Source organism: Pseudomonas sp. LBUM1640 (assembly GCF_059716225.1).
The window spans coordinates 1,312,626-1,328,690 of sequence record NZ_CP166816.1; the positions used below are offsets into that span (position 1 = coordinate 1,312,626).

Annotated in this window: 5 protein-coding genes; 2 read left to right on the forward strand and 3 right to left on the reverse strand. The window is 62.7% G+C overall.

Annotated features, from left to right (window positions below; translation table 11 throughout):
* Positions 1-31 precede the first annotated feature (31 nt).
* Positions 32-5,113: a dermonecrotic toxin domain-containing protein gene (locus ACA065_RS05815; protein ID WP_497693688.1), complete on the reverse strand. Its 5,082-nt coding sequence runs from the start codon at positions 5,111-5,113 to the stop codon at positions 32-34.
* A 135-nt stretch (positions 5,114-5,248) separates the two neighbouring features.
* On the opposite strand from ACA065_RS05815, the gene ACA065_RS05820 reads away from it, so the two are divergent.
* The gene (locus ACA065_RS05820) at positions 5,249-9,901 is read left to right on the forward strand and encodes a hypothetical protein (RefSeq protein ID WP_497693689.1); all 4,653 of its coding nucleotides are present in this window, start codon (positions 5,249-5,251) and stop codon (positions 9,899-9,901) included.
* Here the strand turns inward: ACA065_RS05820 and ACA065_RS05825 are convergent.
* Together ACA065_RS05825 and ACA065_RS05830 are read right to left on the reverse strand one after the other, a co-directional pair.
* Positions 9,840-12,932, reverse strand: coding sequence for a transglycosylase domain-containing protein (locus tag ACA065_RS05825; RefSeq protein WP_497693690.1), 3,093 nt, complete (start codon positions 12,930-12,932; stop codon positions 9,840-9,842). The two genes, ACA065_RS05820 and ACA065_RS05825, sit on opposite strands and share 62 nt — an antisense overlap.
* A 272-nt stretch (positions 12,933-13,204) precedes the next feature.
* The gene (locus tag ACA065_RS05830) at positions 13,205-13,507 is read right to left on the reverse strand and encodes a DUF6124 family protein (RefSeq protein WP_497693691.1); all 303 of its coding nucleotides are present in this window, start codon (positions 13,505-13,507) and stop codon (positions 13,205-13,207) included.
* A 1,011-nt stretch (positions 13,508-14,518) separates the two neighbouring features.
* On the opposite strand from ACA065_RS05830, the gene ACA065_RS05835 reads away from it, so the two are divergent.
* A complete protein-coding gene (locus ACA065_RS05835; RefSeq protein ID WP_497693692.1) occupies positions 14,519-15,937 on the forward strand; it encodes an amino acid permease in 1,419 nt (472 codons plus the stop codon).
* Positions 15,938-16,065: the final 128 nt, after the last annotated feature.

The following is a 16,065-nucleotide window of genomic DNA, read 5'->3' on the forward strand; positions in this document are numbered from 1 at the left end:
GAGCAGGAATACATAACCACTACAGGGCGGCTTAAACGTTGGCGATCACCATGGCCTGGCGTGTCAGGTGTCGGCTCAGTTCCTGTTCATCGTGGAAACTCCTGAGAAACAGGCTCCCATACAGCTCGTCACTCATAGGGGCGCCGGTCAACACCTGTTCATGGTCCACTTTCAGCGTGTCGGCCAGTTCGACCAGGCGTTGGCGCAGTTGGGCGCCGGTGGTTGGGTTTTGCTGCTCCGGGGGCAGTTGTTCGTGGGCGGCCCAAGCGTCCTGCGCCAGGCGCAAGTCGTCGATGTTTTCACTGGCCTGTTCGTGCTGGCATGTGACCTGCGCGTACTCGTCGGTGTGGAAGTTGCGCAAATAGTCGCTCCAGAAATACTGCTCGAGCATTTGGTCCGTCAGCCCATCGCCCTGTTCATCCTCGATCACCTTGTTGTAGGCACTGACCAGTTGCGTGGGGTCGACATTGCCGGTATCGCGATAGAGCATGTGATCCGCCAGCCAAGGCAGCTCAAGCAGGTTTTTCAGCCCGGTCTGGTAGGCGCTGTACACCTCGACCTCATCCAGGGTGCCCGGTTCACCGTCAACCACATCGGTGGTCAGCCGCAAGGCGGGGCCTTCGCTGCCATCCTCATTGCGCGTGGGCGTGTTGAGGCGCGCCTGGATATCCTGCTGGGCGATCAGATTGACCTTGTCCAGCCGCGCCTTTTGTTTTGCCAGCCGCACCAGTGCATTTGTACGCTCTTGTGGGGTGGGCTCGTTCCACGCCTCCAGCTTCATGGCTTCGATCCCCATGGCATTGAACAGATGAGCGCCGGCATCGGCACACCGGGCCGGGGTGGCAGCGAGGTTGAACAGCGTGGTGCGGGTGGGTTCATCACTGTCGGCAGCCATCAGCAGGCGCAGCACATTGGTGCGCATTTGCCGGAGGTTGTGCTGATAGCGCAGCAGGTCATCCGGGTTCTGGACAATCTCGGGGGCCGGTCGTTGCTGGCTTTTGATGACCTCGAAAAAGCCCTGGGAACCGGGTGCCTGCTCAAGGTCATCCCAGAGCTCCTGCCACCCTTGGCGTGACTCGGGCTTCAGGAGTTCGAACCAGAATTGGCTGTCTTGTTCGCCGCGAGGCGGGTAGGTGCGATAAGGGTCCAGGCCGGCGGCGCGGCGGTAGCTCACCACCCGGTCCTCGGCATCCAGCTCCAGCTTGTTGCGGTCCAGGCGGGTGCGTGCGATCAGCTCCGCCGATACGGAGCCCGGTTCTACGATCGGCACCTGAGTGATGGGTGCGTTCAGCAGGTTCAAGTGAAACTCCTGCACCCGCCGCGGTAGTTCGAAGAGCCCCACCGGCCATTGGCTGACGCGGGTGTTGTTGAGCATCAGTATCTTCAAATCAGGCATGCGGCTGATGTCCGGCGCGGTCACCAGGTGTTCGTTGTGCGAGAGAATCAGTATGCGCAGATGCTGCAGGTGCTTGAGTTGCTCCAATTGCGCCGGGGTCCAGCGGATAGGGTTTTCCGACAGCCCCAATTGGGTGAGACGACGCATGCCCGCGATGGCGTCCGGCAGGGTCTTCAGGCGTTTGCCGGTCAGGTCAAGGTTGCGCAGGTTGGGAAAGTTATGCAGGAACGGGCTGTCGTCGTCACCGAACTCGGCGCCCGCCAGGTTGAGGCTGGTGATGTGCTCCAGCCGCGTGTTGAGTTGTGGGAAGTTCTGCAAAAAGCCGTGGATGGTTTCTCCGCGCAGGTCCAGTTCGCTGCCCACTCGCCTGTCGCCAGCATCTGTTTCGTAACCCTTGGCCGATTGCTCCCAACTTTCGCGTATGAGCGTGGTCAGGCGCTTTCTGAATAACTGCTCCGGCAACGATGGCCGAAGGCGCCTGCTGCCGGAGGCGGGGAGGTGCCGCCAGGCTTTGAGTTCCTTGCGCAGGGTTTTCTTCTGGGTTTCCAGCTCGCGCAACAGGCCTTGCCCATCGGCTGAGTCGAGGGCGCGGGCATAGTTCGTCACGTCGTCTTCGGTCAGTGTCGGGTACAACGCCTTGAGGCGCTCCTCGACACTGGCGCGGCTCAGCCTGTCGCGCAGGGCACTGAAGGCGGGCGACTTGAGCAGCAACAGGGTCTCTCGCGGCGGGTCTGCGAAGATCGGCGGGTTAGCCAGCACCGCACGGCGTTCGGCGGGCGGTTGCAGGGTTTGCTGCAGCCATTGGCGCAACGCATCGCCTTGGCCGGGCGCGAAGCCCAGGGTGTCAGCGGGCACGGTTTGCAGCACGGCTTCATACAGATCCCAGGTGGTTTCAGTGCCTGCCCCGGGCATCGCGTAGCGCCCCGGCGCCGTGCGTATCAGCAGCGTATCGGTGGTGGCGTCGTCCGGGCCGACACTGCAGCGCAATTGGCCGGTAGGCAGTTGCTCGCGGATGCTCAGGCGCAGATCGCCGAAGGCGTCACTGTGCATTCTAAGGGTCTGGAGCAACAGGCGCTCGGTGTCCGGTGTGGGGGCATCGCCCTGGTAAAAACCTTCATAGGCGTGAGTGGCGCGGGTTTCGAATTGCAGCTCCCGAGCCTGATGCCTGAGGCGCACGGGCAGGCGCTGTTCTTCGTCCATAAGCTGCACTTCGGCGGGGCGCGCCTGGGCCAGTATCGACTGGGCCAGGTGGTCGGGCAGGTCGGGGAACTGGCGTTGCAGCAGTAAGCCGTGGGCGCTGTTTGACTGGCGCCTGAAGCTGTACAGGTGCTCGAAAATATCGTCCTTGCGCGAGGCTACATAGCGGCTCAATTGTTCTCGCAGAGTCTGCGCCCACGTCTCTCGGTCGTTGGGCAATGGCTCGCCGAGCAGCCCGGCCAGTTCGCTTTCGTCAAGGAACGCCACCACCCGCTGGGCCAGCTGGCCGGCTTGCAGGTCTTCACGGCTGATGGTCAGCGTTGCTTGCGGCGCCGCCTGCATCGCGCCATGCTGGATCGGCTCGCCGCTCAGGTCGGGTGCCTCGAATACGGCGATGGCTTTGTCCGCAGGCCAGCCGTCCATGCGCGTGACCATATCGGCCGACCAATAGGCGGCTTCACCGCTACTGGCGGACGGCTCGCTGAGCGTTTCGACGTGCTGCCTGATTTCGAAGCGGTCCAGGGTGTCGGCCAGCAACGGCGGCGGCGCTTGGTTTTCGACGTACATGCGCCGCAGCACGCCGGGCTCGATACCACTGATGTAGCGCACTTGTTGCAGGCTCGCCTCGGACCAGGTGGCGGTCACCGGGCTCAGGCGCTGGAGCAGCTGCGGCGTGTCCCAGGTCCTCGGTTCCTCGCCCTCCAGCACCACGGCGCCATGGCCGCTCAGCACCACCTCGGGGCGATAGGCGTCGGGGCGTTGTGGATGGACAATTCGGTGCTGGCTGCTGCCGGGCTCCTGGCTGACTTCGTAGTGTGTGTTGTCCAATTGCAGGACTGTTCTACCGTCGTGCTGATGAAAGCCCTGGGCATCCGGTTTTGCGCCGGGGGGCAATGTGAGGCTGGTTTGTTCATAAGGGCTTAAATCCGCATGCCATAACCGCTGTTTGCCATCGGCCCGGGTCACGGGCTTCAAGCCTTCCACAAAGGGCGACAGCTTGAGGTGCGCCAGTTGCCCGGCGGCGCCGAATGCGAGCAGTTGCAGCACGTTTTCCGCTACCGCGACCACGTGTTCAATCGCCTCTATACCCAGGCCTTCGGCCCAATCCAACAGGCCTTCACACACCTCGTCGGTGAGTTGGTAGGCGGTATAAGCCAGCATCAGTTCGCCCAAAAACGGTACGAACGGGGTCACCACCAGCAATGCGGCGTTGAGAATGTCCGAGAATATTTTTTCCAGGTTGTCCCACCAGGCCCACCGCGCCATGCGGTCGGCGTAGGCAGTGGGCACGGCCAGTTCACGCGCGTCGTTGAGGATTTTGTTGAGTTTTTGCTGGTGCATATGCTCCCACAGCGGCGTGCGGATACGCCTCACGCTGAACTGCAGGTTTGGGGTGTCCAGCGCTGTTTCACGCCAGCTCGGCAGCGGGTCGCCGGGCACATGGGGGTGCCACTTCACCGGGTTCAGGCGCGCACTCATCTGGCTGAAAAAATGCCCCTGGTACTGATGCTCGACAAACCGGCTGAAGAATTTTTGATAGTCAGCCTGACGCAGTTGCCGGGTCAGTTCCTGCATGAACTCAACCGTCGAGGCATAGCGTTTCAGCGGGTGCTCCGGGTCATCCGGTACATAGGCGATAACGGGCAGTGCCTGCTGATGTTGTTCCAGGTCGGCGGCGATCAATACAACGCCGGTCAAGGTCGCGTCCATCAGGCTCAGGTCATGGCAGTGCGCGGCCCTGCCGTCGAGTGTCAGCCCTTGGCGGCCCTCAATCAGGCGCGTGATCAGTGGGTGGTCGTGTGGCTGGATATCGCCTTTCATCAGCGCCATTTGCGCCGCGACCTTGAGCGCCGCCAGGTGGTTGGCGCGGACTCGGGCGCGCAGCACACCGTCCACTACCGGTTCGGTACGCCCCAGGTAAAGCTCAAGATGGGCTTGGTACTGGGCCCCGATGTCGAGGCTGCGCACCAAGGTTTTGAACTGCGGGATGGACAGTGTGTTTTTCAGCGGCAGTACGTCGAAATGGCCCGAGGCATCGGGCCGGGTGATGAATTGCGAGTCGGCGGTGTACACCTCGGTGTCGGCAAAATTGTGCAACGCCGCGTCCAGCAGCGACACCGTGCGGCTTTGTACGCCCCCGCTGAGGTTCTTGACCCACCACGCCTGCTGGGCCGGGGCGTAGAGTCGCAGGCAGGTGCGCTGCACATCCACCTCGAGGTGGTAGTGCTGTTTCAGCGCGGCTTTTAACAAGGGTTCGGCGAACCCCTTGAGGTCGGTGACCGGGGCCAGTTTGTTGTCGACCAGGGTTTGGGTTTTCCAGTGTGCGGTCATTGCCGCTTGCAAGAGCGTGTGCTGGTCGGGCGAGGCGCTTTTGTACCAGGCGGGTATGGATTTGCGACTGGCATTCAACGCGCTGATGCGCGGCACCGGCAGCGTTTTTACCCAGTCGGGCAAGGCATCGCGGATGAACGCGTAGTGGGCGCCTTGCGCTTGGAGGGAGTCGTAAACAAGCGTGCTCATGAGGTGGTTTCTGCGGCAAAAAAGGGCATTCAGATTAGTCCCGCACAGGGGTGTGCCTGGCAGTAATTGTCTATCGGCATACGGCGCGCGGCAGCCTGTAGCGTCGCAGGCTTCCTCCCTTCGAGAAGCCCTTTCATGACATCGTCCGAGTCGCGTTCAACTTCCCCGCGCCAAGCCCATATCGAGCAAATCGAGACGCTGTTCCGCCCACCGCCGTCGTTGCAAGCCGTGGCGCAAGAGGCTGCGCAGGCCTACCTGAACAGGTATTTCGCGGCGCAGCAATGGCGCGCCGGCCTGATCCATCTGGGCACCCCCACGGCGGGCAGCACCGGCGCATCGCCGTCCTACACGTATCAATCCTTGCCCGAGCTGTTGGTGCAACGGCTGGCTCGCGCCAGGCCAACGTTGTTGGTCGAGGATTATCACGTCGTGGCCCGGCGGGTGCGTGAGGTGTATGCGCCAGGTGGGCCAACCCTCGCTGAACTGGAGAACCTGATCAACGACTGCGGGGCCCTGCTGCTGACGTCTTTTGCCGAGCATTTGCAAGCCGAGTGGGGTGAGCCCGTGTCGGCCCACAAAAGCCTGTGGAGCTACGTGTCAGATGACCTGCTGGAGCTGCTCTACGACTCACCGAAACCACCCGGCATGAACGCACAGCAGTTTGCAGCGCTGTTCCCCAAAACCCTGTTGCGCCCCTTGCGGCCAGATCCCCACTGGAGCCTGCATGGCGGCCCCTTACGCGTGCAGACCGTGCACCTGCAAGGCGCGGATCAGGTGCAGATGTTGCCGCTGCTGGTGCTCAGTCACGGGGCGAAACACCTGCTCTTCAGCCCGGCGAGTGGTGCCCATGCCCTCGACAGCGTGGCGGCGGTCGGCGCGCTGCTGCCGGCTTACACCAGCCCGGTGCTGACGGGCGCAGCCGAGCAGTGGTTTACCCAGGACGCCCAGGGCGATCCGTTCGATGCCCTGGCGGTGAGCTACCTGGCCCGCCAACGACTGGAGGTCGACAGCCTCGCGCGCGATGTGCCGCGAACCGTTGAGCAATGTCAGGCGCTGCTCGACTACATCGTTGACCCCCGGCGCTGGTTTGTCGGCGAGCTGAGTGCGCGCCAACAGCGACTGCGCGAAGCCCTGCCGTTGTGGTTGGCCCAGGCGAATACCGAAGACAGCATTGCGTACGCGCAGCTGTTGCAGCAGTGGGTGGTCGCCCTGCATGACAACGGGGCTACGCATTTTCTCGAGGGTATCGAGTCGATTCAAGCGTGTGCCGACCGCCAATTGCAGCACTGCCTGCAAGCGCAACCGGGGGCGACGGACATCAAGCCAGGCGAGGTGTCGTTGACCTTTGATCGGGTGATTGCCGCGCCCGTGCCCGTGCCGGGCGGGTTCATTGCCGGGGAGGTGGACCCGGTCACGGTGACGCTGACCGAGCTGGCCCTGGAAAACCTGGCCGGTTTTGCGCATACCGCCAAGCACATCACGCTTAACGGCGAGGCGGCACCGGCCTGGCTGACTTACAGCCTGATCAAAGCGTGTGTCGAGGAGGCGGATGTTGGCCAGACCTATCCCGCGCTGCTGAAAAAAATGCTGGTCGACGACACCGCCGAGGCGACGCGCCGTCGACAATTGTTCAGCCGGCAATTGCGGGTGCAACTGCCGCTGTCGGCCCTGGAATCGAAGATCAAGGGCGAGCACGGTTTGACCCAAAGCGGTTTTCAGCGAGTGCAGGCCGCCTTGCAGGCCAACGCAGCCGACCGCAACAACTTCGCGCTGTGGCCGCTGGCGTTCAAGGCCACGGCGGATGCCGCCCCGGATGGGGTCGTCAATATGTTCATCATCGGGCCGCTGCAAGGGCAAAGCGGGCCGCACCTGCTGTACCGGCCGCTGTTCAGCCCGATGTTGCAGGAATATGAATCGCTGGCGGCCTTGTTCAGCGCGATCAAGGCCCCAGGCGCCTTGCAGGACAACGTGTTGACCTGGCTCGCCCCAGCGCGCCAGGCGATCTATGCCAACAATGGGTTTAACGAACCGCATATCCACCGCTTTCTGTCGGGCGATGAATTCAGCGTGTATGACAAGCCCGCGCCGGTACAACTTAGCAAACAGGTGGCCGCCACCGACCCGGCGCACCAAGTGTTCAATGCCACGGCCAATGCCCTGGTGACGCTGGCGGACCGCCAGTCGGTATCGAATGCCGAGCAGCGTTGGCGCAACCTGAAAAATGCCGGTTGGCTGCTGTTCGGCACGCTGCTGCCGTTGCTCAATGGGCCGCTGGCGGTGGGCGGTTGGCTGGTACAGCTAGTGGCCAGTGCGCAGGCTGATATTGAAGGGTTGCAGAGCGACGATGGGCAAACGCGCAACGCAGCCCTCACGGACATGCTGGCGAACCTGATGGCGATTGTGGCCCACCAGGCCACGCCCCATGATGCCCTGCATTCGTTGGACCTGGAGCACCCGGTATTTGCGCCTTTGGCGCGTGTCGAGCCGGTTTCGGTGCCCACCCGGCAGGTTCCTGCCCCCGCGACGTTCTACGCGCCCACGCGCTGGGCCAATGCTCGGGACGTGCTGACCCCACAGCAGTTGGCACTGGCCGAGCAGTTGTGCCTCAAAACCTTCCCCAAACCCTGGCCGGCGGCCCTGGACGATGCCGTTTCCAGTGGCCTCGCCCAGGGCTTGCGGCGCGAAAGGTCGCAATGGCAGGCACTGGTTCGCGGCGCGTTGTATCGGGTGCAGATCCAGCAGGGCCAGGTGCGGGTGGTCAGCGCGGACGGCGCCACGCCAGGGCCCTGGCTGCGGCATCTGGGCGCTGGGCGTTGGGATTTCGACTTGCGCCTGCGGTTGCCGGGCGGCAACGCCGATGAGGCGATTGTACGTGCCTGGCAAGCGCAGCCGGCCAACCGTGCCACGCTTGAGGTTGCCTATGGCAACGCCATTGCGGACCGTACCAACGCCCACCTGGCTTCGGAGCAGGCACGCATGCGGGCGACCCGGCCTGCCGATCGGCTTACCCCACAGCAGCGGGCCCAGGCGTGGGAGGACTTTGCGCGGGAATTGAACAACACGTTCCATCACGCGCAGTTGGAGCTGCAGGTACTCAAGCGTCTGCGCGAGCTGGGCCCGCGTCGTCATTATGAGGAGGAGCTTTGCCCGGTGCTGGAGTCGGTGATCCTGACCGCACAGTCGCTGGATACACAGGCTCGGCGCCAGGTCGTGGCCCTCAATGCGCGGCTCAGGCCGCTGCTGGACCGGCTGAGCGAGGAAACACAGGAGGAGGCCGATTCGGATATCAACCGTCGCGATCACGCCGAATTGCGCAGGCTCATGCGTGAGATGGCCGCGGTGCAGGACAATGCCATCCGCTGGCGAACCCTTGAAGCCGGGTATCTGGATGAACTGAGCCGGGTTCCGCGCTTCGGTCGGGATAAGGCCCTGGCGCTGGCGTTGACTGGGCGCCCCTCGATACGCGACCTGCAAGCCTTGCAAATGACCACCTTGTGGGGGCTCGCCATTGATGTCGCGGGGCCCGTGCTCAGTGACGAATTGTTCGACAGTGTCAAAGAAACCGGCAAGCGTGCACGCCGGGCCAGCCGCACCTTGGCGGATTTGCCGCAGCTGCAGATGACCCCGGCGGAGCGGATTGAACTGCTGGAAAATATCGATCGCATCTATGCCCAAACCGATGACCAGATTGAGTTCTGGCGCGTCATGGAGCCTGACACCTTCGACCTGGAGTACTTGCAAAAACTACGCAAACTGCTTGCCGACCTGCACCAACAGGTCGAAAAGGAGCTGGCCGGTCTCCTGCAACCTGAGCCACAGGCAGCGCCGCCGGCGGTGCCTGCCCCTGCGGCCGAAGGCAGCCGCCGCAAAAAAATAATCCGTACGCGCAATCACGATATGTATGTGGCGCAGCTAAGTGACGCCACACAGGGCCCCGTCACCGCCCAGCTGCATGAGGCAGGCGGCGAGGTCATCGGCACGTTTACCGAGGCGGCGGACGGTGTGTGGGAGCCCGTGCGGCCCACGCCCAGGCCGGATGCACAATTGGCGCAGTTGATGAGCAAGGCGCGCACATTGCTGGCGGATGAGCGCAGAGCTGTCCAGTCTGTCGAAGCGTTGGTTGAGCGGGTCAATGATCCGTCTTCCCTGGAATACTTGTTGGAGGCTGAGGCCAATACTCGCCGATGGACCGGCGAAGCGATGGGCCGCAGGCGCCGGGAGATGGAGACCGTTCGACTGCAGGCCCTGCAACAAACCAGCGCGTTGGAACTGGAAAGTGATCTGCGCCTCGCGGTAGACCGACTGAAGGCCGCCGGGCTGGCTGCACGCATCAGGGCGACCCGGTTGCGGCCCACCACTCAGGAGCACATCGACTTTCTTTACCGCCACGATGAGGTGCGCATCTACCGGCAAGGGCAACGCGTGCTGCTCAAGGGCAAAGCCGATGATTATCTGCAGGTGTACAGGGTCGCTGACGCAGGGGATGCCCAGCGCGCTTTGTGTTATGTCCACTTCCATTATAAAAAACGCCAGAGCCCGGACGATCATTACGAGGGCGAGCCCCACATCAAGAGCCCCGAGCAGGAGCGTCTGGGGCGTCAGGCCCAGGCTCGGGTCGAGGCCCAGGCGCACGCGCGTATGCGCACCGGGCAGACCGGGCGTGCGCGCCAGACCCTGGAAATCGGCCGGTCGAAGATAACCCTGTCGTTTGCCCGACGGTTATTCTTCAATGCGCACGCGCTACCGGCAGGCACAGGGTCTGACCACCCGGCTGCAAGTACGGCATAAGAATCGGCGCCATGCCCTTGAGCACCTGCACTGGCAGCGCCGAGGTGAACTTGAAGCCTTGCGCCGAACTGCCCGGTACAAACGCGGTGAGTGTGCCCAAGTGCCGGTCGCCGATGTAAAACACAAAGGTGGCGGTGCGGTTGATCGACTTGGAACTGAGCACGCGCCCGCCAGCGCCGATGGCCTCGATGCGGTTGTCGCCGGTGCCGGTCTTGCCGCCCATGGCCAGTGGCGTGCCGTCGTCCAGTTTGAAGCTGCCGGCCACGCGCTTGGCGGTGCCGGCATCGACCACTTGCGACAGTGCCACGCGCAGCGCCCGCGCCACTTCCACCGGCATCACCCGTTTGCCTTCGGCGGGTTCGTTGAGGACCTGGGTTTCATACGGCGTGCCGGCCGCAAAGTGCAGGCTGTCGATGCGCACCACCCTGGCACGCACGCCATCGTTAAGGATGATGCCCATCAATTCCGCCAGCGCCGCCGGGCGGTCGCCGGAGCTGCCGATAGCCGTGGCCAGGGACGGCACCAAGTGGTCGAACGGGTAACCCACGGCCTGCCAGCGTTGGTGAATATCGAGGAAGGCTTCCACTTCAAGCATGGTGCGGATACGGCTGTCGCGGGCGCTCTGATGGCGGCTTTTGAACAGCCAGCTGTAGACCTCCTGGCGCTCGAACTGGCTGGCTTTGACCACCTCGCTGAAGGTCGCCTGCGGGTGATTGAGCAGGTAACCGAGCAGCCACAGGTCCAGCGGGTGAACCTTGGCGATGTAGCCCTGGTCGGGCAGGTCGTAGGTGCCGGGGCCGTAGTCTTTGTAGAGTTTCTGCAGGCGTTCATCGCTGAGTTTTTCGTTGGTTTTGACGCCGGTCAGGTGTGCGCGCACGAACAGGTTGAAGCTCTCTTGGCTGGCTTCGGGCAACAAGTAGCGGTGCACGGCGGCCAGGCGAATCGCCGTGGGGCGCAGCCCGTCCAGAAACGTGTCGAGGCGCGCCTGGGTATCTTTTTTCTGGTACTTCGTCCAGAACTTGCGCAAGAACGTGGTGCCTTCGCGGTCGGCGAAACCGGCGAGGTATTCCTGGCGGCGCGGGTCACTGTCGTCCTTGAGCAACGCGGCACTGTTGTGGGTGCCGGAGTAGGTGGTGAAGCGCACCAGGTCGCGCATCAGGCGAATGAACGGCAAGTTGATCGACTCGCGCAGGGCATCGCGCAAGGTCGGGCTGCGGCCGTTGTCTTCGTTGCGAAAGTTATGGAAGCGATGCAGGCCGCCGCCGGTGAAAAAGCCTTCATTGGGGCTGGCCGAGTAGGTGCGGTTGAGGGCCGCGTCGAGCATTTTTGCGAGGTCGTGGTCAGTGTTTTGCATCAAGTAATCCACGGCCCAACGCGAGAGCGGGTCCTGCTCGGGCACCTCGATTTTTTTCAGTGCGGCGGGGGCGAGGGCGGCGTACTTGTCGTGCAGCTCGGTGATGATTTGCAGGTAGGTGGTCAGCACCCGCAGCTTGGCGGTGGAGCCCAGTTCGAGTTTGCTGCCATCGTTGATATCGAACGGCTGGTCGGTGTTGTCGGTTTGTACGCGTACCCGTGAACCGTCGGGTGTCAGTTCGAACAGCGTGAAGCTGTAGCGCACTTGCGCGGTGTTGGCCGGGGTCAGCAGGCGCTCGCCGAGCAGGCCGACCTGGCGGGCGAAGTCGGGGTCGGCCAAGTGCTTGAGGTAGTCGCTGACCTGGCCCTGTAACGGTGCTTGCAGGGTGGTGGTGGCCGACAGGTCGAGACGGTCCAGGTCGTACAGCGGCCGGTCGAGCAGGGCGGCCAGGCGCGCGCGGGCCATGCTGATGCCTTTGTTGGTTTCCACCGGCTGCACCGTGGGTTGTTGCACCCAGTCGCGGTAGCTGACCTTGGCGGCCAGCGCCGCTTGCAGCACTGCAGGTGTGATGACGCCGTTCTGGGCCAGCAGGCGCAGATGGCTGTCGGTAAGCTCCGCCAGTTCTTCGCGCCCTTTGGCCAGGTAGTGAGAGGGGCGACGCTGGGCAATGATCAACGACAACACTTCACGCAGGGCCTGGCCTTGTTCAGCGTTCACGGGGCCGGCCAGCGCCTGGTTGACCTGGTTGAAATCGGCGCCGTACCACACCCGCAAACCTTCGGCCAAACCATGCACTTCGCCATGGCCGGGCACCGCCGACAGCGGCACGCTGTTGAGGTAGTCACGCAGGATATTCTGCCGCGCCGGCAAGGTCTGCGGCCCGTCACGATAGGCGCGCACGGCGGCGGAAAACATCTGCCGCAGTTTTTCCTCGCCCGACACGGTCAGGCCATCCGGGGAGTGGCGGTATTTTTCCAGCTGGGTAGCCAAGGTGCTGCCGCCGGCACTCTGGCCGGGCAGGTGCAGCACTTTGGCGACTTGTGACCACGCGGCCTTGGCAAAACGCGGCCAATCCACGGCGGGGTTGGCCTGGGGCTGGGTGGGGTCGAGCAGGTCACGGTTTTCGATAAACAGCAGGCTGTTGACCACTACGGGCGGGATCGCAGCGAAGCTTTCATACAGCTGTTGTGGATAGTTGTACTGGTACAGCGATACGGCGCGGCAGTCGGTGATAGTCAGCCCCGCCTGGATTTTTTCGGCGTAGGGCACAAACAGGCCCTTGGCGCTGTAGCTCATCAATGCGGGCGAAAAACGCGCCTGGGCCTCGATCACATAACCGCGCTTGAGTAGGCGCGGCAGGAAGGTGCCGAGGTCGCTGTAACCCAGGCGCCGGTCGAATGGGCCTGCACCGGGATAAGTGATGGCTTGGCTGGGGCCGGGCTCGACCTGCCAGGTGAGGTCGCGGGCCAGGCGGCTGAGTTCCTGGGCCTGCAGGCGGGAGGTGCGCAGCTCTTTGGCGACGGCAAACCCCAGGGCCACCAACGCCATCAGCACGATCAGCCAGAACAGGCGCCGCCCATAGCGGGGCCTGGGTTTGTTTTTGGGTAGCGGCGCTGGGTCCGAACTGCCTTGTAGTTTCGCAGCCTTGCTCGATTCGGTTTGCCACAGTGCGCCCATAGTCGATTGATCCTTAACGCAGATTGATCGGACTTGTCTGAAGCTTAGTCGCTGGGGGCTGAGTGCGAGGGAAATGTATGTTTTTGATCGTTCCCACGCTCCGCGTGGGAAAGCACCCTGTGACGCTCCGCGTCACGACGTTAAGAGCCGGACGCAGAGCGTCCATAGCGGCATGCCCACGCAGAGCGTGGGAACGATCAAAGATGTGTGTTTTGGTTGTTGTGGCAAGCCCGCTCGCCACAACAGGCCCGCTCACACATGTTTTACCGTGTTCAGGCAGGCGTTTTTACGGGGTTCAGGCACTCGATAGAGCGGTCCACGGTGGTCTTGGCCATTTCCAGCAAATGCCACACGGCCAGGATCTTCGCCCGCTCGGGGCCAGGCAGCTGCTCACTGCAATTGAGTGTTGTGGCCGAAGCGCTGTCGAGCAAGCTTGCGGTGTAGAGCAGGGCGTCTTCGAAGCTCAGGTCTTCGATGTGAACGCCTTGGGTGGGCAGGTAATGGTCGATGGCGCGGTTGAAGGCGGCGCGGGCTTTGGCTGAAGTGTGGGGTGGGTCGGGGACGACTTTTTTCATTGTTTAGCTACCTTTTGGATTCGGGGAGCCGAACCTTTCGCGACTAAACGTAGGGTGGCGGCTGTACGCAGGTTAGTCGACCGGACCAAAAGGCAAAAACCGGCGCACCCGAGGGCGCCCTGCGCACAACCACCATAAACCTCATGGAGGGCCATGCACCTTTTGGAGTATCGAGCGACTAAACCCGATCACTGATGAGCAGTGACGGATCGCAGACTAGCCATCGATTCCAACAGGCACAAGGCGGAAGGGATTGTCTAGGAAACGTCCTGCAATTTAAAGAGACGCGCCTTGCTGGCCTTTTAAAAACCATGACCAGATGCCACTAACCCCACCCATTGATCGTTCCCACGCTCCGCGTGGGAATGCACCCTGTGACGCTCCGCGTCACGACTTTAAGAGCCGGACGCAGAGCGTCCATAGCGGCATTCCCACGCAGAGCGTGGGAACGATCGCGCAGATCGACGGTGATGATCGTTCCCACGCTCCGCGTGGGGATGCACCCTGTGACGCTTCGCGTCACGACTTTAGGAGCCGGACGCAGAGCGTCCATAGCGGCATTCCCACGCAGAGCGTGGGAACGATCGCGCAGATCGACGGTGATGATCGTTCCCACGCTCCGCGTGGGAATGCACCCTGTGACGCTCCGCGTCACGACTTTAGGAGCCGGACGCAGAGCGTCCATAGCGGCATTCCCACGCAGAGCGTGGGAACGATCATGCACCCAGGGCGTGGGAGTGATCGCGCAGTGGCCTGTGCGACGTTTTGTCACCCAATGCAGGTTAGATGCTCCTGTAAAATTGCATTTCAACCGGCACTTCCCCTAAATTGGGCCGTTTTTATAGTGAAAGACCCTGCTCCGGGCTTTTTATACTGCACGCCCCGCTGATCTTGCCTGGCAAGAAGGGGTCGTCCATGAGGCGGCCCCGGTTTCGACAAGGGTGCAGGCTTACCGGCTTGTACCTCGCAGACTCGACGGACACTCCAATAACAAAATGAGGTTGTACCCTTATGCCAGTCGGCAACCCACTGCCCCATGGCGAGACCGCTCAAGGCGGCCCGCTCAAACGCGAACTCGGTGAACGGCATATTCGCCTGATGGCCCTTGGTGCCTGTATCGGCGTCGGCCTGTTCCTGGGCTCGGCCAAGGCCATTGAAATGGCCGGCCCGGCAATCATGCTGTCCTACATCATTGGCGGCCTGGCGATCCTGGTGATCATGCGCGCCCTCGGCGAAATGGCGGTGCACAACCCCGTCGCCGGCTCGTTCAGCCGTTACGCCCAGGATTACCTCGGCCCGTTGGCGGGTTTTCTCACCGGCTGGAACTATTGGTTCCTGTGGCTGGTGACCTGCGTGGCGGAAATCACTGCCGTCGCCGTGTACATGGGCGTCTGGTTCCCCGACGTGCCGCGCTGGATCTGGGCTTTGGCGGCGCTGATCAGCATGGGCACCATCAACCTGATCGCGGTCAAGGCCTTCGGGGAGTTCGAGTTCTGGTTCGCGCTGATCAAAATCGTCACCATCATTGCGATGGTCATCGGCGGCGTCGGCATCATCGCGTTCGGCTTCGGCAATGACGGTGTGGCGCTGGGTATTTCCAACCTGTGGGCCCACGGCGGCTTTATGCCCAATGGTGTGCAGGGCGTGCTGATGTCGCTGCAAATGGTGATGTTCGCCTACCTCGGCGTCGAGATGATCGGCCTCACCGCCGGTGAAGCGAAGAACCCGCAGAAGACCATCCCAAGTGCCATCGGCTCGGTGTTCTGGCGCATCCTGCTGTTCTACGTGGGCGCGTTGTTCGTGATTCTGTCGATTTACCCATGGAACGAAATCGGCACCCAGGGCAGCCCGTTTGTGATGACCTTTGAGCGTCTTGGCATCAAGACCGCTGCCGGCATTATCAACTTCGTGGTGATCACCGCGGCGCTGTCGTCCTGCAACGGCGGCATCTTCAGCACCGGGCGCATGCTCTACAGCCTGGCGCAAAATGGCCAGGCCCCGGCCACCTTCGGCACCACCTCAAGCAACGGCGTACCGCGCCGGGCGCTGCTGTTGTCGATTTTCGTGCTGTTGCTGGGCGTGCTGCTCAACTACATGGTTCCGGAAAAAGTCTTTGTATGGGTGACTTCAATCGCCACCTTCGGTGCGATCTGGACCTGGCTGATGATCCTGCTGGCCCAGCTCAAGTTCCGTAAAAGCCTGAGCCCGGCCGAGGCGGCTGGCCTCAAGTACCGCATGTGGCTGTACCCGGTCAGCTCCTACCTGGCGCTGGCGTTCCTGGTCTTGGTGGTGGGCCTGATGGCGTACTTCCCCGACACCCGCATCGCGCTGTACGTGGGCCCGGTGTTTCTGGTGCTGCTGACAGTGCTGTTCTACGTGTTCAAGTTGCAGCCGACCAAAGCCGGCCTGGGCACCGCCCACTCGGCGTAACGGGCCTAGCTAATGCCGTGTATCTCACACTTAACCTGTGGCGAGGGAGCTTGCTCCCGCTGGGCCGCGTAGCGGCCCCGACGATGGGCCTGCTACGCAGGCCAACGGGAGCAAGCTCCCTCGCCACA